Annotated in this window: 26 protein-coding genes; 11 read left to right on the forward strand and 15 right to left on the reverse strand. The window is 59.6% G+C overall.

The window, feature by feature from the left end; all coding sequences use genetic code 11:
* Positions 1–20: 20 nt before the first annotated feature.
* Complete coding sequence (locus tag BR48_RS0100350) at positions 21–659, reverse strand: 2-dehydro-3-deoxy-phosphogluconate aldolase (RefSeq protein WP_027229512.1); 639 nt, start codon at positions 657–659, stop codon at positions 21–23.
* A gap of 169 nt (positions 660–828) precedes the next feature.
* On the opposite strand from BR48_RS0100350, the gene BR48_RS0100355 reads away from it, so the two are divergent.
* Positions 829–1,758, forward strand: a complete 930-nt coding sequence (locus tag BR48_RS0100355) for a rhodanese-related sulfurtransferase (protein WP_027229513.1) — start codon at positions 829–831, stop codon at positions 1,756–1,758.
* Positions 1,759–1,852: 94 nt separating this feature from the next.
* Complete coding sequence (locus BR48_RS0100360) at positions 1,853–2,572, forward strand: tellurite resistance TerB family protein (protein ID WP_027229514.1); 720 nt, start codon at positions 1,853–1,855, stop codon at positions 2,570–2,572.
* 301 nt (positions 2,573–2,873) lie between these two features.
* Here the strand turns inward: BR48_RS0100360 and BR48_RS0100365 are convergent, their stop codons facing one another.
* Positions 2,874–4,043, reverse strand: coding sequence for a pyridoxal phosphate-dependent aminotransferase (locus BR48_RS0100365; RefSeq protein WP_027229515.1), 1,170 nt, complete (start codon positions 4,041–4,043; stop codon positions 2,874–2,876).
* A gap of 97 nt (positions 4,044–4,140) precedes the next feature.
* Between BR48_RS0100365 and BR48_RS0100370 the strand changes: the two genes are divergently transcribed.
* The gene (locus BR48_RS0100370; RefSeq protein WP_027229516.1) at positions 4,141–4,815 is read left to right on the forward strand and encodes a GNAT family protein; all 675 of its coding nucleotides are present in this window, start codon (positions 4,141–4,143) and stop codon (positions 4,813–4,815) included.
* Between the two features lie 70 nt (positions 4,816–4,885).
* On the forward strand, positions 4,886–5,089 hold the full coding sequence (locus BR48_RS0100375; RefSeq protein ID WP_036812866.1) for a hypothetical protein: 204 nt from the start codon (positions 4,886–4,888) through the stop codon (positions 5,087–5,089).
* A 13-nt stretch (positions 5,090–5,102) separates the two neighbouring features.
* On the opposite strand, the gene BR48_RS0100380 is transcribed toward BR48_RS0100375, so the two are convergent.
* The 4 genes from BR48_RS0100380 to BR48_RS0100395 form a co-directional block, all read right to left on the reverse strand.
* Positions 5,103–6,197 (reverse strand): nickel/cobalt transporter, encoded by a 1,095-nt coding sequence (locus BR48_RS0100380; protein ID WP_027229518.1) that lies wholly within the window; start codon positions 6,195–6,197, stop codon positions 5,103–5,105.
* 14 nt (positions 6,198–6,211) lie between these two features.
* The gene (locus tag BR48_RS0100385; protein ID WP_228019362.1) at positions 6,212–6,835 is read right to left on the reverse strand and encodes a DUF1007 family protein; all 624 of its coding nucleotides are present in this window, start codon (positions 6,833–6,835) and stop codon (positions 6,212–6,214) included.
* Between the two features lie 113 nt (positions 6,836–6,948).
* The gene (locus tag BR48_RS0100390; RefSeq protein WP_027229520.1) at positions 6,949–7,848 is read right to left on the reverse strand and encodes a LysR family transcriptional regulator; all 900 of its coding nucleotides are present in this window, start codon (positions 7,846–7,848) and stop codon (positions 6,949–6,951) included.
* A 1-nt stretch (position 7,849) separates the two neighbouring features.
* Positions 7,850–9,043, reverse strand: coding sequence for an amidase (locus BR48_RS0100395; protein ID WP_027229521.1), 1,194 nt, complete (start codon positions 9,041–9,043; stop codon positions 7,850–7,852).
* Between the two features lie 543 nt (positions 9,044–9,586).
* On the opposite strand from BR48_RS0100395, the gene odc2 reads away from it, so the two are divergent.
* Positions 9,587–10,720: an ornithine/lysine decarboxylase gene (odc2, locus tag BR48_RS0100400; RefSeq protein ID WP_027229522.1), complete on the forward strand. Its 1,134-nt coding sequence runs from the start codon at positions 9,587–9,589 to the stop codon at positions 10,718–10,720.
* Between the two features lie 80 nt (positions 10,721–10,800).
* The gene (locus tag BR48_RS0100405; RefSeq protein ID WP_027229523.1) at positions 10,801–11,412 is read left to right on the forward strand and encodes an N-acetyltransferase; all 612 of its coding nucleotides are present in this window, start codon (positions 10,801–10,803) and stop codon (positions 11,410–11,412) included.
* Between the two features lie 38 nt (positions 11,413–11,450).
* Here the strand turns inward: BR48_RS0100405 and BR48_RS0100410 are convergent, their stop codons facing one another.
* From BR48_RS0100410 to BR48_RS0100420, 3 genes are all read right to left on the reverse strand, one after another.
* Positions 11,451–12,065 (reverse strand): alpha/beta hydrolase, encoded by a 615-nt coding sequence (locus BR48_RS0100410; protein WP_027229524.1) that lies wholly within the window; start codon positions 12,063–12,065, stop codon positions 11,451–11,453.
* A 148-nt stretch (positions 12,066–12,213) separates the two neighbouring features.
* Positions 12,214–13,632, reverse strand: a complete 1,419-nt coding sequence (gene gndA / locus BR48_RS0100415; RefSeq protein ID WP_036812872.1) for an NADP-dependent phosphogluconate dehydrogenase — start codon at positions 13,630–13,632, stop codon at positions 12,214–12,216.
* 118 nt (positions 13,633–13,750) lie between these two features.
* Positions 13,751–14,584 (reverse strand): MurR/RpiR family transcriptional regulator, encoded by an 834-nt coding sequence (locus BR48_RS0100420; RefSeq protein WP_027229526.1) that lies wholly within the window; start codon positions 14,582–14,584, stop codon positions 13,751–13,753.
* Between the two features lie 143 nt (positions 14,585–14,727).
* On the opposite strand from BR48_RS0100420, the gene BR48_RS0100425 reads away from it, so the two are divergent.
* From BR48_RS0100425 to BR48_RS0100445, 5 genes are all read left to right on the forward strand, one after another.
* Positions 14,728–15,534 (forward strand): N-formylglutamate amidohydrolase, encoded by an 807-nt coding sequence (locus BR48_RS0100425; RefSeq protein WP_027229527.1) that lies wholly within the window; start codon positions 14,728–14,730, stop codon positions 15,532–15,534.
* Positions 15,535–15,601: 67 nt separating this feature from the next.
* Complete coding sequence (locus BR48_RS0100430) at positions 15,602–17,155, forward strand: amino acid permease (protein ID WP_027229528.1); 1,554 nt, start codon at positions 15,602–15,604, stop codon at positions 17,153–17,155.
* Between the two features lie 82 nt (positions 17,156–17,237).
* Positions 17,238–18,608: a glutamine synthetase family protein gene (locus BR48_RS0100435; protein ID WP_027229529.1), complete on the forward strand. Its 1,371-nt coding sequence runs from the start codon at positions 17,238–17,240 to the stop codon at positions 18,606–18,608.
* Between the two features lie 35 nt (positions 18,609–18,643).
* Positions 18,644–20,029: an aldehyde dehydrogenase family protein gene (locus BR48_RS0100440; protein ID WP_027229530.1), complete on the forward strand. Its 1,386-nt coding sequence runs from the start codon at positions 18,644–18,646 to the stop codon at positions 20,027–20,029.
* A gap of 112 nt (positions 20,030–20,141) precedes the next feature.
* Complete coding sequence (locus BR48_RS0100445; protein ID WP_027229531.1) at positions 20,142–21,308, forward strand: iron-containing alcohol dehydrogenase; 1,167 nt, start codon at positions 20,142–20,144, stop codon at positions 21,306–21,308.
* A 73-nt stretch (positions 21,309–21,381) separates the two neighbouring features.
* On the opposite strand, the gene BR48_RS0100450 is transcribed toward BR48_RS0100445, so the two are convergent.
* From BR48_RS0100450 to BR48_RS0100475, 6 genes are all read right to left on the reverse strand, one after another.
* On the reverse strand, positions 21,382–21,771 hold the full coding sequence (locus tag BR48_RS0100450) for a type II toxin-antitoxin system VapC family toxin (RefSeq protein WP_027229532.1): 390 nt from the start codon (positions 21,769–21,771) through the stop codon (positions 21,382–21,384).
* Positions 21,768–22,037 carry a type II toxin-antitoxin system Phd/YefM family antitoxin gene (locus BR48_RS0100455; protein WP_027229533.1) on the reverse strand — a complete coding sequence of 90 codons (270 nt, stop codon included), beginning with the start codon at positions 22,035–22,037 and terminating at the stop codon, positions 21,768–21,770. Before BR48_RS0100455 ends, BR48_RS0100450 begins: the two co-directional genes overlap by 4 nt.
* A gap of 62 nt (positions 22,038–22,099) precedes the next feature.
* Positions 22,100–23,164: an ABC transporter ATP-binding protein gene (locus BR48_RS0100460; RefSeq protein WP_027229534.1), complete on the reverse strand. Its 1,065-nt coding sequence runs from the start codon at positions 23,162–23,164 to the stop codon at positions 22,100–22,102.
* 17 nt (positions 23,165–23,181) lie between these two features.
* Positions 23,182–23,973, reverse strand: coding sequence for an ABC transporter permease (locus BR48_RS0100465; protein WP_027229535.1), 792 nt, complete (start codon positions 23,971–23,973; stop codon positions 23,182–23,184).
* Entirely contained in the window at positions 23,970–24,869 is a 900-nt protein-coding gene (locus tag BR48_RS0100470; RefSeq protein WP_027229536.1) for an ABC transporter permease subunit, read from the reverse strand. The genes BR48_RS0100465 and BR48_RS0100470 overlap by 4 nt, the downstream gene beginning before the upstream one ends.
* 165 nt (positions 24,870–25,034) lie before the next feature.
* Complete coding sequence (locus BR48_RS0100475; RefSeq protein WP_027229537.1) at positions 25,035–26,138, reverse strand: ABC transporter substrate-binding protein; 1,104 nt, start codon at positions 26,136–26,138, stop codon at positions 25,035–25,037.
* Positions 26,139–26,159: the final 21 nt, after the last annotated feature.

A 26,159-nucleotide genomic window follows, 5' to 3' on the forward strand; every position in this document is an offset into this window, starting at 1 on the left:
CGAGTAGCTGATGTGGAACGTCAGCCCGCCAGCTTTGCGGCATCTGCCGCAAGCCTGGTGATTTCGTCCCAGTTGCCGGCCTTGACATGCTCTTCCGGCGCAACCCACGATCCGCCGACACAGACGACGTTCGGCAGGCTCAGATAGGTTCTGGCGTTGGCGGCGCTGACCCCACCCGTGGGACAGAACATGGTGCCCGCAAGCGGGGAAGCCAGCGATTTCAGGAAAGTCGCTCCGCCTGCCTGTTCCGCCGGAAAAAACTTCAGCATCGTATAGCCTTCCTCGCGCAGCGCCATGATCTCGCCGGGCGTAATCGCGCCGGGCAAAAGCGGTACGTTGCTGTCCCTCGCGGCCTCGATCAGCTGCGGCGTTGCCCCGGGGCTGACGATGAAGCGAGAGCCCGCAGCGCTGGCCTCCTCATACTGGCGCGCATTGAGTATCGTGCCCGCGCCGACAATCGCTTCCGGCACTTCCGCGGCGACTGCGCGGATGGCGTCAAGGGCGGCGGGCGTGCGCAGGGTGATCTCGATCGCCGGCAGGCCACCCTTGGCAAGCGCCCTTGCGAGCGGCATGGCGTGGGCTACATCGTGTACGAGAATGACCGGAATGACCGGTTGGCCCTTGAGGACGGGTAACAGCAAATCGGTCTTCTGGGTCATGTCATTCTCTCCACTAGCCTTGGGTTCAATCGATTTAGTAGCGCGGGGCGGTTTTGTCCATCGAAACCCGGAAATACTGGCAAACAAGTGCGACGAGAGTGTGAGGCGACCGCGTCGATTTGCCAAAATGCTTGAAATCCGGCTGCCGGCACAGTAGTTGGAGGCGATCATGACAGACCATTCTTCAAACCTGCCCTTCAAAGTGGCCGCGCTCTATCGCTTTGCGCGACTGGATCACTACCAGTCGCTGCAGGAGCCGCTGGCGAAGCTTTGCTGCGGTCTCGGCATCAAGGGAACCCTGTTGCTTGCCGCCGAAGGTGTTAACGGCACTGTCGCGGGATCGGCCGCAGCCATCCAGCAGCTTGTCGATTTCCTTAATGCCGAGCCTGCTATCGCCGGCATGGAGCTGAAATATTCCTATGCCAGCGAAATGCCCTTCAAGCGGATGAAGGTGCGGCTGAAGAAGGAGATCGTCACGATGGGGGTTGCTGATATCGATCCCTTGCAAAGCGTCGGCACCTATGTGGAGCCCGAGAACTGGAACGCGCTCATCGCCGCCCCGGATACGATCCTCATTGACACGCGCAACGATTATGAGACGGCGATCGGCACCTTTGCCGGGGCAGTCGATCCGCAGACAAAGACCTTCCGCGAATTTCCGCAATGGGTCGAAGACCACCGCGACGAACTGGAAGGCAAGAAGATTGCCATGTTCTGCACGGGGGGCATTCGCTGCGAAAAGGCGACGGCTTTCGTCAAGGGCCTCGGTTTCGAGGACGTTTATCACCTCAAAGGCGGCATCCTGAAATATCTCGAGGACGTGCCGGCCGAGGAAAGCCGCTGGAATGGCGAATGCTTCGTCTTTGACGAGCGGGTCTCGGTAGGTCACGGTCTTGTCGAGGGTGAGGCGGAGCTTTGCCACGCCTGCCGCAATCCGATCGCGCCCGAGGATAAGCTTTCGCAGCTGTTCGAAGAAGGCGTTTCCTGCCCCCATTGCTATCATGAGCGAACTGACGCTGACCGTGCCCGATTTGCCGAGCGGCAGAAGCAGGTGCGTCTTGCCCGTGCGCGTGGGGCCAAAGAGCACATAGGCTCGTAGGCCCGGACGACAAATCTCCTTCCTGTCATTGCAATGCCATGAACCCGGTCCTAACTAAGCCAGGCCAGTTCATGCAGCCAAAGAGGAGATTAGCATGCTTGATCCGAAGAAGATTCTCGATGATTTCCTTGGAAGCAATATCCCCGGCGTCGGCACGTCCGTGCGGGATACAGCGGGCAAGGCGACGCAGATGGCCAAGGACAATCCGCTGGCAGCTGGCGCGATCGCAGCTATCCTGCTTGGCACCGGAACTGGCCGGGACGTTGCGGGCGGTGCCCTGAAGCTCGGCGGTCTCGCTGCCGTGGCGGGCCTCGCCTACAAAGCCTATCAGAATTACCAGTCGGGCAAGACGCCTGCCGAGGCCGAGCAGCCGACGACGCTCGATGGCGAGCTCTTGCCGCCGCCGAATGACTCGAGCTTCCATCCCGAAACCGCGCCGCAGGGCGAGCACGAATTTGCGCTTGTGCTGGTGCGCGCGATGATCGCGGCCGCCCGTGCCGATGGACATGTCGATGACGAGGAGCGCAAGCGCATTGCCGACAAGCTCGCCCTTTCCGGCCTCAACAGCGATACGCAGGCGTTTCTCACGAACGAACTCAATGCGCCCGTCGACCTCGACGCAATCGTTGCCGCGGCCGTCACCGACGCGCAGAAAGTTGAGCTCTATACGGCTTCACGCCTTGCGATCGATCCGAAGACCCGAGCCGAACGCGGCTATCTCGACCTGCTTGCAGGCCGGCTGAAACTGCCGGACAGCCTGATCGACCATATCGAGGCGACGGTCGCAAACGCCAAGGCGAATACGGCCGCTTAAAGCGCGTTTCTGCGTAGAGGGATTCGGTGCCCTGTATTTGGATCCTCGGGTTCTTGTCCCGGTCCATGATCATGCAGTTCAAGCCATCGACGCATCACTTGTCATAGAAGTGGATCCTCGGGACAAGAGCCCGAGGATGACGGCAGTGTGGGGGCCCGAGGAAGACGGCAGTCTGAGGGCGTCGAGGAAGTGAAGGCGCCCAAAGGATGACGGCAGTGCAGGTCGAAGCAAAGATCACGGCGGGATATCAAAAGAATCCCACCCTCCCGCGCCCGTTGATGGACGCTGACAAATCTCTGCCCTACTTCGCCAGGAACTTCTCGATCCGCTCGATGGCGCGCAGGATGTTTTCTTCGGAGTTGGCATAGGAAAGGCGCACATATCCTTCGCCGAGAATGCCGAAATCCGGCCCGCCGATCAGTGCGACGCCTGCCTCCTCGAGCAGGGCTGACGCCAGCTGTTTGGCCGGCCAACCCGTTTCCTTGACATTTGGAAAGGCATAGAAGGCGCCCTTCGGCGTCGCGCAACTGATGCCCGGCAGGCTGTTCAGCCCGTCGACGACAATGCGCCGGCGATTGTCGAAGGCCCGGCACATCTTTTCGACATCGTCCTGCGGTCCGTCGATGGCGGCGATGCCGGCATATTGGCTCGGCGCGTTCACACAGGACCAGCAATTGACCGCGAGCTTGCGCACCTTGTCGTAAAGCTGGTCCGGCCAGATCGACCAGCCCATGCGCCAGCCGGTCATCGCCCATGTCTTGGACCAGCCGTTGAGCACGATCAGGCGGTCGCGGATGGATGGGAAGGTCAAGAGCGAGAGATGCTCCTCGCCATCATAGGTCATGACGTCATAGATTTCGTCCGACATGATCGCAACATGAGGGTGGGCTTCGAGGCCCTTCACCAGCTTTTCGATTTCCACGCGGGGCGTAACGCCGCCGGTCGGATTGGCCGGCGAGTTGAGGATCAGGAGACGCGTCTTCGGCGTGATCAGCGCAAGCGTTTCATCCGCCGAAAAGGCAAAGCCGTTTTCTTCCCGTATCGGGACGGGAACCGGCTTGGCGCCGGTGAACTCGATCATGGAGCGATAGATCGGAAAACCCGGATCGGGATAGAGGATTTCGGCGCCGGGTTCGCCAAAGATCATGATCGCCGCAAACATCGTCACCTTGCCGCCAGGTACGATGATGATGTTGTCCGGAGAGACTTCGATGCCGGTCGTTGTCAGCGTGCGCCGTGCCACGGCCTCGCGCGCTGCGACGAGCCCCGTGGCGGGCGTATAGCCATGGTGACCATCGCGCAGCGCCTTTATTGCGGCGTCCACGATGTGGGCGGGCGTTTTGAAGTCCGGCTGGCCAATGCCGAGATTGATGATGTCCCTGCCCTGGGCGCCCAGAGCAGTTGCGCGTGCCAGCACGGCAAACGCATTCTCTTCACCGATGCGGTCAAACCCCGGAATAGTGCGCAGCATATTCTTGTCCCACATACAATTTTCAACTTCTGCTTTGTGCTTTGAGTACAGTAACAAGTCAAACATTCTGGATGACGCTGAGCGAGCAAATTTCACCATGACCGACCTGACGACCTGGACACCCCGGCCCCTGCCTGCGCGCGAACCCCTCGAAGGACGCTTCGCCCGCCTCGAACCGCTGGATCCGGCAAAACACGGCGACGGGCTCTTCGAGGCATCGAGCGTCACCGATGCCGACGACCGTTTCCGCTATCTGTTTGAGGCTCCGCCCCAGAACCGCGTGGCTTTCAGTGAATGGCTGGAGAAGGTTGCCGCAAGCAAGGACCCCCTTTTCTTTGCCGTTATCGACAAGGCGAGCGGCAAGGTCGCCGGACGCCAGACGCTGATGCGCATCGATCCGGCCTTCGGCGTGATCGAAATCGGCAATATCTATTGGGGCCCGCTGATCTCGCGCAAGCCCGCGGCCACCGAAGCGCAATTTCTGTTCATGGCTTATATTTTCGACGAACTCGGCTACCGGCGCTATGAGTGGAAGTGCAACAATGCCAACGAGCCCTCCAAACGATCGGCAGAACGCTTCGGCTTCAAGTTCGAAGGCATTTTCCGCCAGCATATGGTGCAAAAGGGCAAGAACCGCGATACGGCGTGGTTCTCGATCATCGACAGCGAATGGCCGGCGCTGAAGGCCGCCTACCAGAAATGGCTTTCACCGGAGAATTTCGATGCCGCGGGCAAGCAGATCAAGCGGCTCGAAGAGTTTCGCGCTGCGTGAAAGCGCCCCTTGCATAAATACGTGCTGCCGCTACAAACCTGCCAACAGCAATCGAGGCGTTTGAAGCGTGATGGATCCGAAAACCCGTAGTGCCGCCATCGCGGCTGCCTGCATCATGTTTGGTTTTGGCATCGTCGCCTATTTCATGCCGACACTGATGCTGGCGCTTGGCGAGCGATCGGCACCGGCCGCCGGAATCCTTGCCGTCGTCTTCGTTGCCGGTTTCTTCGTGGTGTTCTGGCTGCGTGCCAGGCGACAGCACAAGGACGACTGATCTCGAGCAAGCTCTAGAACCGCAGCGATGCGGTCAGGAGCAGGATGCCAAAGAGCACGATGAAGAGTGCCCCGGCAACTTCGATAATGTTCTGGACCCGCCCGGAAAGCGCGGAGGCGCCCGAAACCCTCAGCGCTACATTCTTTGCCGTCACTGCCAGTGTGGCGAGGACCGCGACGGTGATGAACGTTCCGAGCGCCATTGCGAACACCGAAAGCACACCGCCGAGAACAAGCCCGTTGAGCAGCGAGAAGGTAAGGACGATTAGCGCGCCTGAACAGGGACGCAAACCGACGGCTACGATCGCCGCCCAGGCTGTCTTCCAGTTGAACTCCCCCGCAAGCATGGCAGGGTCCGGCGCGTGCGAATGCCCACAGGTCTCGCACACGTCGCCTTCGGCATGGTGATGGTGACCATGAGCATGATGATGTTCATGATCGTGTCCGGCATGGGCATGGTGCACGTGATCATGCTGGTGATGGGCGTGATGACCATGGTCGTGATGGTGGTGATGATGATCGGGGGCGAGTACGGCAGTGCCGTCGCCGTGTGCCACGAGTTGAGCTACGCGCGGGCGAAACAGCTGCGGAACCTTGCGCCAGAGCAATGAAAGGCCGAAGGCGATAATCAGCACGAAGCTCGCGATCTCCATGTAGCGCGCCGCGTCGTTCATCGAAACCGTGGTGCCGCGTAGCGCCAGAAATGTCAGGCCGATGATGAAGAGCGCGGTGAACGCCTGCAGCATGGATGAGGCAAATGACAGAAGCACGCCACGCCGCAAGGTCGTCTCATTGGCCAGCATGTAGGAGGAGATGACAGCCTTGCCATGTCCCGGGCCGACCGCGTGGAGGATACCGTAGAGGAATGACAGGCCGACGAGTATCGACACTTGCCAGGGATCCTCGCGCATGCCTTTCAGGGCGTGGGTCATGGCGAGATAGAAATTGCGCTGCTGGATGTTTATCCAGAGGATGAGCTCGGCGAACGGCCCTGTCGGCTGCATGGCAACCTCGTTGGAGCCGATCCCGAGCGAGGAGGTCTGGGCGAGGGCGTGCCCGCCGACAAGAACGAGGACTGCCAGGGTACCCACCAGGGTGCGTTTGCGCATGGTCTATCCTTCACTCAGCCCTTGGGGCATTCGATTTCCAGCCGGGTCGCAAAGATCTTCGACATGTTGGTCCCTGTTGGATCGTTGAAAAAGGCATCGGTCAGCGTCGCCTGGTTGGCGGCGATCGCTTCGTCAGGATCCGGACGGACCACCTTATGCGTGCAGCCGGAGGGCACGCCCGTGACATGGATGTCCGTGTCGTTCACATAGTCGATTGCCGTATAGAATGTCGGGTCATAGACGCCGAAACTGGTCTTCTTGCCGAGCTTCAGCGGCTGCTTTGGCGCACTCTCGAAGATGATCAGCAACTGGTTGTTCTGAAAGTCCGCGATGAGGTGCTGTGGCGCTCCCATGGCGATCTGCTTGCCATCGAGCGTGACGGACTGGAAATAGTCGTATTCCGATATCGACGCGTTGATCGTCGAGGCGAGTTCCGTCAGTTCCTTTTCGTCGAGTTTCATGTCCGCGTTCTTGTCGAACTCGACCAGCACCGTACTTGAAAATATGTCGTCGAAGCGCCAGACATGGCCGAGCTTTTCAACGGTCCCGTCGGGCTTGATCGACACATCCAGGCGCGCTTCGGCAAAGACATGCGGGTGCACATAGGCAGGGGTGGCAAAGGTCAGTCCCGCCGCCATTGCGCCGATAAAAACCGCGAATCTCTGCTGCATGAAAAGCCTTTCGTGAGTTGCGCTAAGGGATATGCCGAAATTGGCGAAATTGGGACGATATAATATAACATTTAACATAATTAGGAGCGGCGATTGTCCTTGAACCACTTGGCAAGATAATCGACGAGAACGCGCACCTTTGCAGGCAGGTAGCGGCGGTGCGGATAGACCGCATGAATGCCGGCATCGCGTGGAATGAATTGCTCAAGAACGCTGACCAGCCTGCCGCTATTAATATCGGCCTGGGCCACAAAATCCGGCAGCAGGGCAAAGCCGAGGCCGGCAAGGGCGGCCCGGCGCGTTGAAAGCGGACTGTTGATTTCGATCGGCCCCGATACCTGGACGGATAACGGCGCCCCGTCTTCATTCAGGAATTGCCAGGTATTGCGCGAGCGATTGTTCGTATCGACAAGGCAGGGCAAAGAGGCGAGAAGCTCGGGGCGCTCAGGGCGTCCCAGCCGCTCGATCAGGTCCGGCGAGCCGCAGGCAATGACATGGAAGGGTGCGAGGCGCTTGGCTATAAGCGAGGAGTCCTGCATGCGGGTGATGCGGATGGCAAGGTCGAACCCTTCTTCCACAAGGTCGACGAAGCGGTCGTCCAGCCGCACGTCGAGGACAATATCCGGCTGCTCGGCACAAAAGTCGATGAGGCACTGGCCGATCTCGGCATCGGCAAAGGTACGCGGCGCGGATATCTTGATGCGGCCCTTGATATCGCTGCTCGATTCGCGCACCGCCTCCTGCAGGCTTTCGACTTCGCGCAGAATTTCGCTGGCGCGCTGGTAATATGTGTGCCCGGCTTCGGTCAGCGAGAACTGCCGCGTGGTGCGATTGAGGAGCAGCGCTCCGAGTTCATCTTCAAGTTCCCGCACATATTTCGAAAGCAGGGCCTTGGAACGTCCGATCTTGCGCGCCGCCGCCGAAAAGCCTTCGGCCTCGACCACGTCGATGAAAGCCCGCATGCGGGTGAGCGTGTCCATCTCAGATCGCCCTTGCCGATGTGTCGAGAATAGCCCGGCCGAGCCTGATCAGCGCGCGGTCGCTGTTCTTCGGTCCAAGCAGCGATATGCCGAAAGGTGCGCCGTGCACCTCCCCTAACGGCAAGGTGATCTGCGGGAAGCCGGAGAGGGGCGACAGGCAAAGGAGATGCAGCATTCGCTCGCGATAGGTCTGTAGATCGTCGAAGGCCGCGGCGGCCAGCGGCGCCGCGCCGGGCACAGTCGGCAGGATGAGGACGCCATCGTCGCGCAGCAGGTCGCCGAGTTCGGAACGGAAGAGATCGCGGCGGCGCGTCTGCGTATCGTAAGTGGTCCGGTCGATCTTTGAGCTATATTCGAAACGCTCACGCACGCCCGGTCCAAGGCCGCGATCCTTGGCGGCGATCCATGCGCCATGCGCCTGCCAGACCTCGAAACCCTGTATCTGGCGAAAACACAGATATAGATCGTCCATCGACGCAGTCGGCTGGCGTGCGGAACGGGCTTGGCCCAGATGGGCGCAAACGGTGGCGTACATTTTTCTGTAGGCGGCATCCTCTGCCTCGCCGATCAGAAAATGTTCGAGCAACGGGATGAAAAGCGGGCGCGTCAGCTTGAAGTCCTGGGCGTCGGCGTCAAGAAGGACAGCTCCGACTTTTTCGTAAAGCGCAATATCCTTGGCGAACCAGCCGAAGACGTCGAGCGAAGGCGCGAGCGGCAATGCACCTTCGAGGGTGATACGCCCATGCGTCGTCCGCAAGCCCGGGAGCCCGCAAAAACTTGCCGGTGCGCGGATCGAACCGCCCGTATCAGAGCCCGCTGCGATGGTGACGAGACCGCCGGCAACGGCGGAGACTGAACCTGACGACGATCCTCCGGTCACGCGGTCGGGCGCTGCCGGATTGACCGGATGCGGGAAATGGGCGTTCTGGCCAAGCAGCGAGAAGGCGAATTCATCCGTCTGGGATTTTCCCGCGAGTTTCGCCCCGTTGTCGAGCAGCATCTGGATAGCTGGCGCCGTGTGCATGGCAGGGGGTGATTCGGCCGCTTTTTGCGGGTTGCCACCGCCCGTTACCATCCCGGCCACATCAAAAATGTCCTTTACGGCGAGCGTCTCGCCGGTCAGAGGCCCGCGACCCGAAGCAAGCGCGGGTAACGGAACGTCGAGCAGGGCATTCAGGGGCGGAATTGTGTGCATCGTTCAATGATTCTAGGCCATTTTCGACACCTTGTTCAACGAATAAAAAAATTGGCGTTGCCGCAGAATTTTCATTGATTGGACACATCTTTCACCTTATATGGCGCTTGCCCAAAGTCGCACGTGCCTGTGGGTGTCCGCCGATCTTCATAATGGTGAGGAAACGGTATGGTACCTGGAACTAACCCCTCCAGTCAGTTTAGCGGCCTACTGCTGAACTGAGGACATCTTGAAGCAACGACGGTGCGGGCCTTTCTGGTGTCTTCCGGCTGTCCATAAGCCGGGATTACTGAAGAGGCACACCTTCATTGCCTGTAGTGCGGATGGGTACATCCAAGCCAAGGCAGACAAAGCGGATTTACGCTGGTTTCAGCGTCGGTCCATCGCCGCATGAAAAAAGTCTCGTGGTTTCAGCATCTCCAAAGGCTGGCCTCACGCAGGACCGACTCATGCACTTTGTCCATGCGGTACATCGGGCGCGTCCCATGAAACCGCGACTTGCTCAAGGCGGCCGGAAGTGCCGCTACGGATTGGAGACCCAAGATGGCTACGCAGCGCATCCTCGACTTCATCAACACCCGACGCCCGAACGGCCCCTGCCTCGTCGTCGATCTTGAAGTCATTCGGGAAAATTTCCACAATTTCGAAATGGCTCTCCCTGAGTCGAAGATTTTCTATGCCGTTAAGGCAAATCCCGCGCCTGAGATCCTGCGCCTGCTCGCCTCGCTTGGCTCGAGCTTCGATACGGCTTCCGTGGCCGAAGTCGAAATGGCTCTGGACGCCGGCGCAACGGCAGACCGCATTTCGTTCGGCAACACGATCAAGAAGGAGCGTGACATCGCCCGCGCCTTCGAACTCGGCATCCGTCTCTTTGCCGTCGATTGCGTCGAGGAAGTTGAAAAGGTTGCCCGCGCTGCTCCAGGTTCGCGTGTGTTCTGCCGCGTTCTGACCGATGGTGCCGGCGCCGAATGGCCGCTGTCGCGCAAGTTCGGCTGCGTTCCGGCGATGGCTGTCGACGTCCTGCGCGCTGCGCAGAAGCTCGGCCTCGACTCCTATGGCGTTTCTTTCCATGTCGGCTCGCAGCAGACGGATCTCTCCGCTTGGGATCGCGCGCTTGGCGATGCAAAGCAGGTTTTCGATGCGCTTGCCAAGGAAGGCATCACGCTGAAGATGGTCAACATGGGCGGCGGTTTCCCGACCCGTTACCTCAAGGACGTGCCGACCGCACAGGCCTACGGCCAGGCGATCTTCCAGGCGCTGAGCCGTCACTTTGGCAATCGCCTGCCAGAGACGATCATCGAACCCGGCCGCGGCATGGTAGGCAATGCCGGCGTCATCAAGGCCGAGGTCGTTCTCGTCTCGAAGAAGGCGGACAACGACAATGTACGCTGGGTCTATCTCGACATCGGCAAGTTCGGCGGTCTCGCCGAGACGATGGACGAAGCGATCCGTTATCAGATCACTACGCCGCGTGATGGCGATCACAATGCGCCTTGCGTTCTCGCCGGCCCGACCTGCGATAGCGCCGACGTGATGTACGAGAAGAACCCCTATCCGCTGCCGATCTCGCTGACAATTGGCGACGAGGTGCTGATCGAGGGTACGGGCGCTTACACAACGACCTACTCGGCGGTTGCCTTCAACGGCTTCGAACCCCTCCGATCATACGTCATCTGATCGGGCATCGCCCGATCGTGGAATTTGGCCGGCAATTTGCCGGCCTTGATGACGCCCATGATTGAAGATTGGTCAAGAAGATGAACGCAGTAGATTTCAACCAGAACCTGCACGTCCAAGGCGCACAGGCCTATACGATACGCAACGAGACGGCGCAGGACGAAGCGGCGCGCGAAGCGCTGCTCGACCGCGCCATGGGCGAGGGACGTCGCCGCAAGTCTTCGGAAAAGCTGCGGCGTGGGCGCCTGCCCTCCGAAGGCCTCGCCTTTGTCGCACGCGGCGATGGTGGCATGCTGCTCGGTTCGGTGCGGCTGTGGGATATTCAGGCGGGCCATGACGCGGCTGGCAAGCCGGTGCGCGCGCTCCTGCTCGGACCGCTTGCCGTCGAGCCCACACTGAAGGGGCACGGCATCGGCGTTGCCCTGATGCGCCATGGCATCAGCGAGGCTGCTCGCCTTGGTCACGGCGCGATCATCCTCGTCGGCGATCCGGAATATTATGAGCGCTTCGGCTTTGAGGGCGAGAAGACGGCGCTGCTTGCCATGCCCGGCCCGGTCGAGCGCCGCCGGTTCCTGGCGCTGGAACTCAAGCCCGGCCACCTTGCGGGTGCACATGGCCTTTTGTCGCCGCGCGGCCGCAAGCCGTCACGTGCAACACAGGCTGCGCCGGTTTCCCTGCGTTTTTCGATGTAGCCACGAGAGCCCCCTCCATCAGAGGGGGCCAGGCATCGTCAGGCAAATTGCCTAACGAAACGCTCGATGGCGGTGACTTCGCTCTGCTGAATCTCGTGGCCGCCCGGATGCCAGACGAGCTCGATATCAACGCCCTGCGCCGTCAGGTAATCTGCAAACGCCTGCGTCAGCGCGGGAGGGCAGATCGGGTCGCGCTGTCCGGCCGTGATGAGCACATGCTTGCCCTTGAGCGCCGGCTGCGGCGCCGGTTGCCATGGGATGAGCGGATGCAGCAGCACCGCTGCATCGAAGAGATCGGGCTGCGCCAACAGGGCTGAGGCAAGAATATTGGCGCCATTGGAATAGCCAAGGCCAATGAGCTTCGGAGGCTGGGCTTCAGATTTGTGAGCACGGATGAAATCGGCCATAGCCGTAGTGCGCCAGGCGAGATCGTCCATATCGTAGACGCCTTCGCCCGGGCGGCGGAAAAACCGGGCGGCGCCATGTTCGGAGACGTCGCCGCGCGGCGAGACGATGCCGGCTTCAGGAAGCAGCCTGCGGCCGAAATCGAAGAACTGGTTCTCGTCGCCGCCGGTGCCGTGGAAAACGAAAAACAGCGGCTTGCCCGGTTTCCCTGCCTTGTGAATGCGATGTTGATAGCTGCTGACTGACATGATCCGTCACTCCGGCGCGGTATTTACCGGCCCTCTTGTTGCGTTACATGCCTGCTATATGTCGCCGAACCGGGCGTGCTTAAACCCGGCTTCCGCTTGATGGATTGTCGCCGTCCCGTAGACAATGGCGGCGCGACGACGCCAAAAATTAATCGACGTCCGACCAGGGGCCGTGGAAGTCACCGTCCTGATCGAGCCGCTTGAAGCCATGCGCGCCGAAGAAATCGCGTTGCGCCTGAATGACATTGGCCGTGCCGCGTTGCTGCCGGTAGCCGTCGAAATAGTTGAGCGCGGCGGACAAAGCAGGTGTCGGCAGACCGGCGAGCGCCGCTTCCGCGACCACCTTGCGCAGGGATGCCGACCCGGTCTTCATACGCTCGACGAAGGCTGGCGCCAGGAGCAGGTTCTTGCCCTCGCTGCCTTCGAAGGCGGCAGCGATCTCGTCAAGAAATTGCGAGCGGATGATGCATCCCGCGCGCCAGATACGGGCAGTTGTCGCCAGCGGGACGTTCCAGCCATTCTCTTTTGAAGCGCCTGCCATGACTTCGAAGCCCTGCGCATAGGCCGCAATCTTTCCGGCAAGCAGTCCGTCTTCAAGCGCGTCGATAAACGCGGCATCATGGACGAGCTTTCTACCGGCAAGCAGATCGCCATAGGCGTCCGCGGCCAGCTTGCGCTCACCGACCAGCGAAGAGATCGAACGCGCCGCGACCGCCGCTTCGATCGCCGTTGCCGGGATGCCCAGCATCTGCGCCTCGATGGCGGCCCAGCGGCCCGTGCCCTTCTGGCCGGCGCTATCGAGGATGACATCGACTGCGGGCTTGCCGGTATCTTTGTCAGTGGCCGCAAGAACCTTGGCAGTGATCTCGATGAGGTACGAGTTGAGCGGGCCTTCGTTCCATTTCTCGAAAATCCTGCCGATGGCATCCGGCGCAAGGCCAAGGCCGTCGCGCAATATGCCGTAGACCTCGGCGATCATCTGCATATCGGCATATTCGATACCGTTATGGATGGTCTTGACGAAATGACCGGCGCCATCGGGCCCGAGCAGCGCCGAGCAGGACTCGCCCTTGTATTTCGCCGATATGGCCGTGAGCACCGGCTCGATACGAGCATAGGATTCAGGCGTGCCGCCCACCATGATCGAGGGACCATGGCGCGCGCCTTCCTCGCCGCCAGAAACACCCATACCGACGAAGGTCGGATCATTGGGGCCGAGCGCGGCCAGGCGGCGCACCGTGTCATGGAAATTGGCATTGCCGGCGTCGATGATGATGTCGTCCTTGGCGAGGAACGGCTTAAGGGCAGCGGTCTGCTCGTCGACGGCCTCGCCAGCCTTGACCATCAGGATGATAGGACGCGGCGCCCTGATGTTCTTCGCAAGGTCTTCGAGCGTTTCGCAAGGGACTATCTTGTCCTTCAGGTCGCCGGCGTCCTCGTAGAACTGGTGGGTCTTTGCAACCGTCCGGTTGAAGACCGCGACGCGATAACCGTTCTCGGCAATATTGAGCGCCAGGTTGGCGCCCATGACGCCAAGGCCGATCAATCCGATGTCAGCTTGCTGCATGATATTTGTCCTTGATCAATCCGATAATGTTTTTCAGCGCAGCCACGCGCCTGGCGGGCCTGCCTGGCCGGGAACCGCATTTGTATATCAATCGGGCGAGGGGGCAATGCCCCGCCTGTCATTTGTCGCGCAGTTGCTCCATGTCACGTATGCGGTTGGCGCTGCTTTTTTCGAGCTTGCGCGTCACTTCGGCGATCAGGGTCTCGGCGACGAGAAATAGCGTCGCGGACGAATCCCATGGCGATGGGACCGCGGTGCGGCCGGCGATCACGTGCCGTGCAAAGCGCGCAATCGGCGAGAGCCACTGGTCGGTGATCAGCACGATTTCCACGCCCCGAGCCTGTGCCTTCTCCGCAAAGCGGATGAGGCTGTCCTGATAGCGCCGAATGTCGAAAATGACGAGGACGTCCTTCTTGCCCATGTCGATCAGCTGATCGCGCCAATGGCTTTCCTGGCCGGTAAGATGCGTTACGCCCGGACGTGTTATTTTGAGATGTGCGGCCATGTAGCGGGCAATGGGATCGGTAAAGCGCCCGCCAAGCAGGTAGATGCGGGCGCGTGCACGGCTGATCGCGTCGACGACATCGCCGAGCTGCTGCACGGAAAGATGCTGGAACGTTTCGCGGATATTGTCGATCGCGGCTTCCATCAACGGAAATTCGGCGCTGTTATTGCTCGCCTGGATGGTTGCCGCGCGGTTCCAGGGCGACTGCAACTGCGCAGCAAGCTCCTCCTGGAGCGCGCCCTGGAATTCCGGGTAGCTCTGGAAGCCAAGGCGCGAGACAAATCGAAGTATTGTGGGTGAACTCACGCCCGCCTGAGTCGAAAATTCAGCGACCGTTCGCAGTCCGATCAACGGATAGTTGGCGACAAGGGTCTGTGCTGCCTTGCGCTCCGAGGTCGACATATTGTCGATTCTTTCGGCGATCAGCTCGGAAATGCTGGTCTGCATCGGTGCTTCCCCATCTTCGCCGCCAATATCCGCTGGAACGTAAATTCGGATTTGACAAATTTTATCGTTGTGTATCAAATCATACGCGAGTGGAAACAAAAATACAAAATGTAACGTAAATTACAGCTTGCCAGAGAGCCGCAATGGGAATGTCGCAGGCAACGGTAAAAAGCGAGGATGTGGTCCGCGTGTCTAACGCGGATGGCGCCGGCCCGTTCATCATTTTATGCGATCACGCGTCCAATCACATTCCCGAAGGCTATGGCACGCTTGGACTCAAGCCGATCGACCTGAAGCGGCATATTGCCTGGGATCCCGGCGCCATCGGCGTAAGCATGGTGATGAGCAGCCTTCTCGATGCGCCGCTGGTCGAATCCTGCGTGTCTAGGCTGATCATCGATTGCAATCGCCCGCTGGATGCGCCCGATCTTATTCCTTCGCTGAGCGAATCAACGGCAATTCCGGCCAATGCCGAATTGAGCGAGGAAGAGAAACAAAGGCGAATTGGCATTTCGCATCGACCCTATCACTCAGCGATCGAGGATCTGGCGCGTGCACGTGCCGCCAAGGGTCTGCCCGACCCGATCTACGTCGCCGTGCATTCCTTTACGCCGGTCTACCGGGGCATTCCGCGGCCCTGGGACATCGGCATCATCCACGATGCCGACGACAGGATCGCCGCACCGCTCATTGCCGGCCTTGAGGCGCTGACACAATTTTGCGTTGGGGTCAACGAACCCTATTCGCCGGCGGATCGCGTCTATTACACTTTGGAGCGGCACGCGTCCGCTCTCGGGTTTCCGGCAGTGATGATCGAGATCCGTAACGATCTCATCACCACCGCTCAAAAAGAAATGGCCTGGGGCGAAACGCTCTCAAGGCTGCTCAGGGAGATTGTGGAGCGGCCGCTTGCGCAAGCGGCGAGTTCACCAAAAACGGGGACGGCATAGACAAGCTTACGGAGTAGCGCTCGCGAGTATCTGACGTTGCAACTTACCAGAATAATAGGGGAACGTGATGACACAGCAGGACTATACTGACACAGATAAATCGGAGGACATAAAGGTCCTTCACAGCATGGGCTACGCCCAGGAACTGGAGCGGCGGCTCAGCCGCTTTTCCAACTTTGCCGTCTCCTTTTCGATCATCTGCATCCTTTCCGGCGGCATCAACTCGCTGGCCCAGGCCACGTCGGGCGCGGGCGGCATCGGCATCGGTATCGGCTGGCTGGTCGGCTGCTTCGTCTCGCTGACCTTTGCCGTCGCCATGTCGCAGATCAGCTCCGCCTATCCGACAGCGGGCGGTCTCTACCATTGGGGTTCGATCCTCGGCAATCGCGGTACCGGCTGGGTAACGGCCTGGCTCAATCTGCTTGGTCTCATCACCGTTCTTGGCGCCATCAATGTCGGCACCTGGACGTTCTTCGTCGGCGCCTTCGGCCCGGCGCTCGGCATTGAGAACACGCTGACGACGCAGATGATCTTTCTCGTGATCATCACCGGCGCCCAAGCGCTCATCAACCACCTCGGCATTAAGCTCACGGCGAAACTCACCGACTTCTCCGGCTACCTGATCTTCTTCGGGTCGATCCTTATTGCGGTCGTGTGCCTTCTCTCCGCCGAGACCTGGGACTTCAGCCGTCTCTTCTCGTTCCACAACTATTCCGGCGAAGCGGGTGGCAACGTCTGGCCGTCGGTATCGAACGCATGGGTGTTCGCACTCGGGCTCTTGCTGCCGATCTATACGATCACCGGCTACGATGCCTCCGCGCATACATCCGAAGAAACATTGAAGGCCGCAAGTTCCGTGCCGCGCGCGATGGTCATGTCGGTCGTCTGGTCGGCGATCTTCGGCTACCTGTTCCTTGCCGCTTTCGTGTTGATGATTCCGAACATGGACGAGGCCGCAGCACAGGGCTGGAACGTTTTCTTCTGGGCTTTCGACCAGCGCGTCGGCACCGGCCTTAAGGAATTCGTCTATATCGTCGTCTTCCTGGCGCAGCTGCTTTGCGGTCTCGCCACGGTGACATCGGCGTCGCGCATGATCTTCGCATTCTCGCGTGACGGGGGCCTGCCGGGCTCCGCTGCACTCGCCAAGGTCAGCCCGACCTACCGCACGCCCGTTGCCGCTATCTGGACGGCCGCAGTGCTTTCGGTTCTGTTCGTCTGGGGCTCGTCGATCGTCTCCGTTGCAGGTACCTCCGCCTATACGATCGTCGTTTCGTGCACGGTCATCTTCCTGTTCCTGTCGTTCACCGTTCCGATCGTTCTCGGCCTCCTCGCCTGGGGCACGCCGAAATGGGACAAGATGGGACCATGGAACATGGGACGCGGCATCTTCACGCTGTTCGCGATCCTGTCGGTTATTTCGATGATCCTGATCTTCATCATTGGCATTCAGCCGCCGAATGACTGGGCGCTCTACATCACGGTAGGCTTCTTCATCCTGACGGCAATCGTCTGGTTCGCCTTCGAAAAGCGTCGTTTCCAGGGTCCTCCACTCGGCGAAATCATTGCCGCACGTCAGGCTGCGATCAAGGCAGCCGAGCAGGCCGTCGGCGAACGAAGCTGACCCACGCAAGGGCGGCGACCGGGCTTGCTGGTCGCCGCCCTTATTTTGCCCGTGATGAATATATCTCGTACAAGGAAAGACTATGCCCGGACATTGGAGTTTCGACGAACTAAAGCGCCACGTGACCAATGGCGAGATCGATACGGTGCTGGCCTGTTTCGTCGACATGCAGGGCCGCCTCGTCGGCAAGCGGTTCCACGCTTCCTATTTCGTCGAGTCGGCGCATGACGAAACGCATGGCTGCAACTATCTCTTGGCCAACGACATCGATATGGAGCCGGTGCCAGGCTACAAGGCCGCGAGCTGGCAGCAGGGCTATGGCGATTTCGTCATCAAGCCCGATCTTTCGACCATCCGCCATATTCCGTGGCTCGAAAAATGCGCCCTCGTTCTCTGCGACATTCTCGACCATCATCATCACGAGGACCTGCCGCATTCGCCGCGCAGCATCCTGAAGCGCCAACTCGCGCGATTGAAGGATCGTGGCTATCTCGCCTATTTTGCATCAGAACTCGAATTCTATCTGTTCGATGAGACCTATGAGACGGCGCGGGCCAAGAACTGGAAAGGCATGGCGACGGCTTCGCCCTATATCCAGGATTATATTATCCAGATGACGACCAAGGAAGATGTGGTCATGCGGGCGATCCGCAATGGCCTGTTCGACGCCGGCATTCCGGTCGAGAATTCCAAGGGAGAGTGGGGCCCGGGCCAGGAAGAGATCAATGTACGATATGCCGAGGCGCTGGAAATGGCCGACCGCCACGTCGTTATGAAAAATGGCTGCAAGGAGATCGCCACCCAGATGGGCAAGGCGATCACTTTCATGGCAAAGTACGATTATTCTCTCGCCGGCAGTTCGAGCCATGTCCACAATTCGCTATGGAGCGCCGACGGCAAGACCCCGCTCTTCTACGACAAGAACGCCGAACACACGATGTCGGCACTGATGCGTCAATGGGTGGCCGGCCAATTGAAATATGCCGATGATTTCACCTATTTTCTCGCGCCCTACATCAACTCCTACAAACGCTTTCAGGCCGGTACCTTCGCGCCGACGAAGAATGTATGGAGCCTAGACAATCGCACGGCAGGTTTCCGTCTTTGCGGCGAAGGCACCAAGGGCATCCGCATCGAATGCCGCATCGGCGGCGCAGACCTCAATCCATACCTCGCCTTCGCCGGACTGATTGCCTCGGGGCTGGCGGGAATCGACGAGAAACTGGAGCTTGCCGCGCCCTTTAAGGGTGACGCCTACGGCGGCGCTCGTCTCAAGGAAATTCCGAAGACGCTGCGTGACGCCACCGAAACGCTTGCCCGTTCCAAGATGCTCAAAACCGCGCTGGGCGACGATGTTGTGGAGCACTATGTCCACACCGCGCGCTGGGAACAGTTCGAATATGATCGGCGCGTGACCGACTGGGAGTTGCATCGCGGCTTCGAACGGTATTGAAGACGGAACACCAGAACCAGACTAGAGGTTGAACCATGGCCGACACGGTCAAACTGATTACCCCCATTGACGGCTCCGTCTACGCGGAACGCTCCATCGCTACCGACAAGGCCGTGGATGCAGCGGTGGAAGCAGCGAAACTTGCGCAGACGGATTGGGCGCAGACGAGCATCGAAGAGCGCGGACGGCTCTGTCTTGCGGCGCTTGACGCGCTGCTCGCCATGAATGACGAGATCGTGCCAGAGATCGCCTGGCAAATGGGCCGTCCCGTGCGCTATGGCGGTGAAAAGGGCGGCGTCGAGGAGCGTACCCGCTATATGGTCCGCATCGCCGAGCAGGCGCTTGCGCCCGTCGTCGAAAACGACAGGCCGGGCTTTCGCCGCTACATCAAACATGTGCCGCTCGGCGTCGTCATGGTCATTGCGCCGTGGAACTATCCGTACCTCACTGCAGTCAACACGATCATTCCCGCGCTGATGGCCGGCAATGCCGTGATCCTTAAGCACGCGGCCCAAACGCTGCTCGTTGGAGAACGCTTCGCGCAGGCTTTCGAGAAAGCGGGGCTACCCAAGGGTGTCTTCCAGAACATCGTCCTCGGCCACGCCCAGACCGAAAAGCTCCTGGGTTCCGGCCGTATCGACCATGTGAATTTCACCGGGTCGGTGGCCGGTGGTCGTGCCATCGAGAAGGCGGCAGCGGGGACGTTCATGACACTTGGCCTTGAACTTGGAGGCAAGGACCCCGCTTACGTGTTGCCTGATGTCAATCTCGACCACGCCGTCGCCAACCTCGTCGATGGCGCGTTCTTCAATTCGGGTCAATGCTGCTGCGGCATCGAGCGCATATATGTGCATGAGGACGTCTATGACCGCTTCATCGACGGCTTCATCGACCTGACCAAGCAGTATGTGGTCGGCAATCCGCTGGATGCAGAGACGACAATGGGACCGATGGCGCAGACGCGCTTTGCCGATCTTGTGCGCGAGCAAAAGGCGGAGGCGCTGCGCAAGGGCGCCAAGGCCCATGTCAACATGCGTGTCGCCAAGGACATTGCAGGTTCGCCCTACATCGCCCCAGAGGTATTGACGGGCGTCGATCATCAGATGAGCGTGATGCGAGAAGAGAGTTTTGGTCCGATCGTCGGCATCATGAAGGTGCGCAATGACGAGGAGGCGCTCGCGCTGATGAACGACAGCCAGTACGGCCTTACGGCATCGCTGTGGACGACCGACACCGACCACGCCGCCAAGATCGGCGATCGAATTGAAACCGGCACCGTCTTCATGAATCGCTGCGATTATATCGATCCGGCGCTGGTCTGGACCGGGGTCAAAGAGACGGGCAAGGGCGGTGCCATGTCGGCGATCGGCTATGGCAATCTCACTCGGCCCAAGTCGTATCATTTGCGCGAAGCCATTTGATGATGATCTACCCTCCTCTGGGCTACCGCCCATCTCCCGACAGGGGAGATGTCCGGCAGGACAGAGGGGGTAATCTCACATACTGATCCCATCCATCCGAAAGAAAAATCACATGAGCAAACTCATTTCCAAGTGGAATTATCCGACGACGGTTCGTTTCGGCGCGGGGCGCATCAAGGAACTGCCGGAAGTGCTGGAAGCGACGGGGATCAAAAATCCGCTGTTCGTCACCGATCCAGGGCTCGCCAGACTGCCGGTCGTATCGAGCACGCTGAAAATCCTCGACGACGCCAAAGTGCCCTATGGGGTATTCTCGGATGTGAAACCCAATCCGGTGGAATCGAACCTGACGGCGGGTATCGCCGCCTTCACGAAGGGCAAGCATGATGGCGTCATCGCTTTTGGCGGCGGTTCGGCGCTCGACCTCGGCAAGCTGATCGCCTTTCAAGCCGGGCAGACACGGCCGCTCTGGGATTTCGAGGACATCGACGACTGGTGGACGCGGGCGAATGGCGATGCGATAGCGCCGGTCATCGCCGTCCCGACAACGGCCGGAACCGGGTCTGAGGTCGGCCGCGCCGGCGTGATCACCCATGAGGAAAGCCACACCAAGAAGGTAATCTTCCACCCGAAGATGCTGCCGGCGATCGTGATTGCCGATCCTGAACTTTCGGTCGGCATGCCGGCATTCATCACCGCAGGCACGGGCATGGATGCGCTCGCCCACTGCCTCGAAGCCTATTGCGCGCCGGGCTATCACCCGATGGCCGACGGCATTGCGGTCGAAGGCATCCGGCTGGTATTCGAAAACCTGCCCAAGGCCTTTGCCGACGGCAAGGATTTGACTGCGCGCGCACACATGATGAGCGCAGCGGCCATGGGCGCAACGGCGTTTCAGAAAGGGCTCGGTGCAATCCACTCGCTGTCGCATCCGATCGGCGCGATCTACGACACGCATCACGGCATGACCAATGCGGTCTTCATGCCCTATGTGCTCGCCTTCAACCGTGACGCCGTCGAGGAGCGAATTGGCCGCCTTGCCAACTATATCGGCATCAAGGGGGGCTTCGACGGCTTTGCCAAGGCGGTGCTGAAACTGCGTAAGGAACTGAAAGTCCCGCACACGCTGCCCGGTCTAATCAAGGATCTGGACATGAGCAAGAAGCAGAAGGAACACATCGCGGATATGGCGATTGTCGATCCGACGGCCGGTGGCAATCCAGTAAAACTCACCAAGAAAGCGGCACTGAAACTGCTTGATGAGGCGATTGCGGGATAGCCGCAGGTACTGCGATTAAAACAAGGGGGCGCGGGAAACGGCGCTCCCTTTTAATCGCGAAATTGAGTGGATATCAGGCAGGAATTACGAGTGTCGCGTGGTAGCGCCACAGCTTGGCATCGGCGGTGAGCAGTGGCACAGCCTCGTGCAGTGCCTGGGCGACCATGATGCGATCGAACGGATCAGAGTGATCGGCATAGTATGGAAGCGATGCCACGGCTTCCGCATGGTTACCCGAAACCGGAAGCTCGACGATCCCGGCAAGATGGAACGCCGAGCGAGCATCGCGGGGATGCAGTTTGAGGTTGCCCTTCGAGTGCTTGATCGAAATTTCCCAGATGGCGGCAGCGCTGATGTACAAGCTGTTGTCTGGATTTGCGGCCATCTCGATGACCTTACTCGAGAGACCATCGGAACCCTCGGCAATCCAGAGTGCTATATGCGTATCCAGTAGAAGCTTCACGGGATTATCGGCGTCAAAGCGCTGCTTTCGAAATCTTCGCTTACATCTGGGTCGCCGGCATTAAAAGCTTCCACGGTTTTGGGAATGTCGAGGCCAGCGAGAATGTGACGCGCTGCCCCAATGCGTTTGGGCAGGGTGAATGGCACAAGCTTCGCAACCGGCTCGCCGTTGCGTGCCAGGATAAATTCGCTTTCCTGTCCAAGCTCGAGGCTTTCAACCAAACTCGACAGACGTGTTTTTGCGTCGTGCATGTTTACAGTGACCATTGACCAAGCCTTAGCTAGAGTTACTTAGCTAACATAGATTGCATGGCTCGTGAGTTCAAGACTTAGTGCCCGAGCACCAGGAGGTCCTTTGCCGCGAGGCTGACCTTGACGTTCTCGCCGGGTTCCGGCGGTGGAGCGCTCGGATTGTTGAACGTATCGAACGAGACGACGTTTTCGCCAAGCGATGCGCGGATACGGATCACCGAGCCGAGGAAGTGCACGCTGTTGATCGTGCCGTCGAGCGTTGTCTCGCGTTTGTCCGTGGCTTCGCCAAGGCTGACCGCCTCGGGGCGCACCGCGAGCGAAATCCGGTCGCCGGACTGGTGACCGTTGAGGCGCGGACCGATGGCGACATCCTTGCCGTCAACCGTGATGATGCCGGTCTTGGCGTCGCGAACCACGGCGTCGATCGTATTCAGCGTTCCGACGAACGACGCGACAAAGCGTGATGCCGGCTGGTTGTAGATCTCGAAAGGAGCGCCGACCTGTTCGGCACGGCCCTCATACATGACGACAATGCGGTCGGATATAGACAGCGCTTCTTCCTGGTCGTGCGTTACGAAGATGGTGGTGATGCCGAGCTTGCGCTGGATGGCGCGGATTTCCTCGCGCAGCGAGACGCGGATCTTGGCATCGAGGGCCGAGAGGGGTTCATCGAGCAACAGCACCTGTGGCTTCGTCGCGAGCGCCCGTGCAAGCGCGACGCGCTGCTGCTGTCCGCCGGAAAGCTGATAGGGGAAGCGCTCGGCCAGGTGATCGAGTTTGATCAAGGACAGCATCTCTTGCACCGTCGCAGTGATCTCGGCCTGCGGCTTCTTTGCCACCTTCAGACCGAAAGCAACATTCTGCGCAACTGTCATATTGGGAAAAAGCGCATAGGCCTGAAAGACCATGCCGATATTGCGCTGGTTCGGCTTCAAGTTGACGACATCCTTGCCGCCGATGCTGATGCTGCCCGAAGATGGCGTTTCGAAGCCCGCAACCATGCGCAGCACCGTCGTCTTGCCGCAGCCACTCGGCCCGAGGAACGAAATGAATTCGCCCTTCTCGACGTTAAGATTGAAATCATGAACGACTGTTGTGGCTCCGAAGCTCTTTTTCAAATGGCTGATGGTAAGGAACGACATGGTGTTGTTTCTTCCGATTATCGCCGGGTCGCAGCGAGAGATTTGTTAAGGCGGGTAACGACCTGGATGAGGCCCATACAGACCCAGGTAATGGCGAAGGCAATCACGGATAGCGCGGCCGGCTCATAGGCACGGTTGGCGCCGAGCAATTGCAGGAACGGGCCGAATGCGGGCCGGTTGAGCAGCGCCGCCATGGTGAACTCGCCGATGACGATGGCGAAGGTCAGGAATGCACCCGAAAGCACGGCGACGAGCACATTCGGCAGAATAATGCTCGACATGATGGTGATCCGGCTTGCGCCGAGACTTTCGGCGGCTTCCGTCATGGTCCGTATATCGATGGCGCCAAGGCCCGTGTCGACAGCACGGTACATATAGGGCAGCGCCAATGTGGTATAGCCGAGGCAAAGCAGTATGTTGGTTCCCATCGCGGATCCGGTCAGAGGCAAGATCGACGAGGTATTATAAAGGCGAATATAGCCGAAGACGATAACGATTGCGGGAATGACCAGCGGCAACAGGGTGATGAACTCGATGAACGGACGCAGCCCCGGTAGTCGCAGCCGTACCCAATAGGCGGTCGGAACGACCAGGACTACGCCGACGATGATCGTCGCGATGGCCATGACGACGGAATAACCGAAGGTTGCCTGAAAGCCCGGATCGCTCAAGACGACCCAGTAGGCGTCAAGCGAATAGGTGCCGCGCCGCATCCGCAGCGAAAACTCGAGAAGGCCGATCAGCGGCAGTGTGAAATAGAGGATGCCGAAGGCGAGCGCGAGCCAGGACCAGAAGCGATTCGTCTTCATTTGAGCCACCGTTCGCTGCGGGCACGCATCCAGATATAGACGCCGTTGGAAATGCCGGTGATGACGATCATGCCGAAGGCGAGCGCGTAGCCGAGTTGCGGGTCCTGCAGGACGTCGCCGCGAATCTGCGCATAAAGGACGATAGGCACGATACTGAGCGAAGACCCGGTCAGCGCATAGGCGGTGGCGATTGCTCCGAACGAATTGGCAAACAATAGCAGAATCGTGCCCAGCAATGCCGGCCAGAGAATCGGAAAGGCAACCATTCGCCAATACTGGTTCTTCGTCGCGCCGAGAATGAGCGCAGCTTCCCGCCATTCCCGCTTCAGTCCGTCAAGCGCCGGCGTGATGATGAGGACCATCAGCGGGATCTGGAAATACAGATACGTTATCGTCAGGCCCCAGAAGCTCAGCAGGTTGAAGCCGTGGGCGTAGAGGTTAAAGCCGAAGATGTTCAACAAAAGATAGGTAACAAGCCCGGTGCGCCCCAATGTGAACAGGAAAGCGTAGGCGAGCGGAACGCCGGCAAAGTTCGATGCGACGCCGGAGAAGGTCATCAACGGTGCGCGTATCCATGCAGGCAGACCGCCCAGGACGACGGCGGCGGCGATGGCGAAGCCAATTCCCGCGCCAAGAAGGGCAGAGGCCAGCGAAATCTTGATCGAGATCCAGTAGGCATTGAGGATCGACGGCTGGAAGAGGTTGGCGATATTGGCAAAAGTCAGTTTGCCTTGCGGATCCTGGAATGCGCCTGCGACGAGAAAGACGGTCGGCAGGACCAGGAACAGGAGCGCGAAGATCATGAACGGCATGACGCCGAGCCAATCGAGCGAAAGCCGCTTTTTCTCGGCCGCCGCGACGGGAAGTGTAGGACCTGGTTCTGAGATTGCACTCATGGAGTGTTCGAGACCGCTTCTTGGGTTCCAATTCCTGGTGCAGGATACCAGCACAGGATGAGCCGACAATCGCTTTCAGATAAGCCCGCGTGTGCAACCTAGCACAACGCGTTGCTCAATGCAGGAATCCCCGCGGATTGCTCCGCGGGGATCGCTGAATGCGGCTTACTGGACGTTGGCGCCGACGACCTTGTCCCAACCCTTGGTGATGACTTCCTTGGCGGCAGCCTGTTCATCGAGCGTTGGGAAGAATGCCTTCTCGTAGGCTGCTGCTGGTGGAAGCTTGTCGAGAAGTTCCTTCGGGACCTTGTTGTTTTTTACCAGATCCTGGAAACGGGCCGGGTGACAATAGCCCTTGAGGTAGCCAATCTGGCCTTCGTCGGAATAGAGGTATTCCATCCAGAGCTTGGCAGCATTCGGGTGTGGTGCGTAGGCGCTGATGGCCTGCACGTAAACGCCGGCCAGAACGCCGGACGGCGGAACGACGACTTCAACCGGCGGGTTGCCCTTGAGGGTGTCACGGCCAGCAAGAGCATTGTAGTCCCAGCTTATGATGATCGGGGTTGCACCCTGCGCGAGCGTGCCGGACTTGCCGATGACCGGAACGAAATTGCCAGCCTTGTTGAGTTCGGCAAAGTACTTCAGGCCGGCTTCGCCGCCTGCGGCGCCGGGCTTGGCGCCTGTCGACGCGCCGGCAGCCGATACGGCGAGGATCGCCTGGTTCGAGGCGCGCGGATCACCGGCCAGCGCAACGCTGTTGGCATATTCCGGCTTGAGCAGGTCGGCCCAATCCTTCGGGACGTTCTTGACGATATCGGTGTTTACCTGCAGCGACATGACGCCATAATAGTCGCCGAACCAATGGCCATCGGCGTCCTTCAGTTCGGCCGGGATCGAATCCCAGGTCGATACCTTGTAGGGCATCGTCAGGCCGTCTTTCTTGGCATCGGGGCCGAACGAAAGACCGACGTCGATGACGTCAGGAGCCTGCGGGCCCTTGTTGTCCTTGTTCGCCTTGATGGCTTCGACTTCGTCCTTCGAACCGGCATCCGGGTTGAGTTCGTTGACTTCGAGGCCGTACTTGGCTTTGAAGCCGGCGATGATGTCACCATATCCGCACCAGTCGTGCGGCAAGGCGATCGTCGTCAACGTGCCTTCCTTCTTGGCCGCGGCGACCAGTTCGGCCGGTGCTTCGGCGAACGAAATCGTCGTACCAGCGAACAGCACAGCCGTCGACAGCGCGAGCAATCGTTTGGAATAATCGATCATTTGGTAAACCCCTTTTGCGAT

The organism is Phyllobacterium sp. UNC302MFCol5.2, assembly GCF_000686005.1.
GTDB lineage: Bacteria > Pseudomonadota > Alphaproteobacteria > Rhizobiales > Rhizobiaceae > Phyllobacterium > Phyllobacterium pellucidum.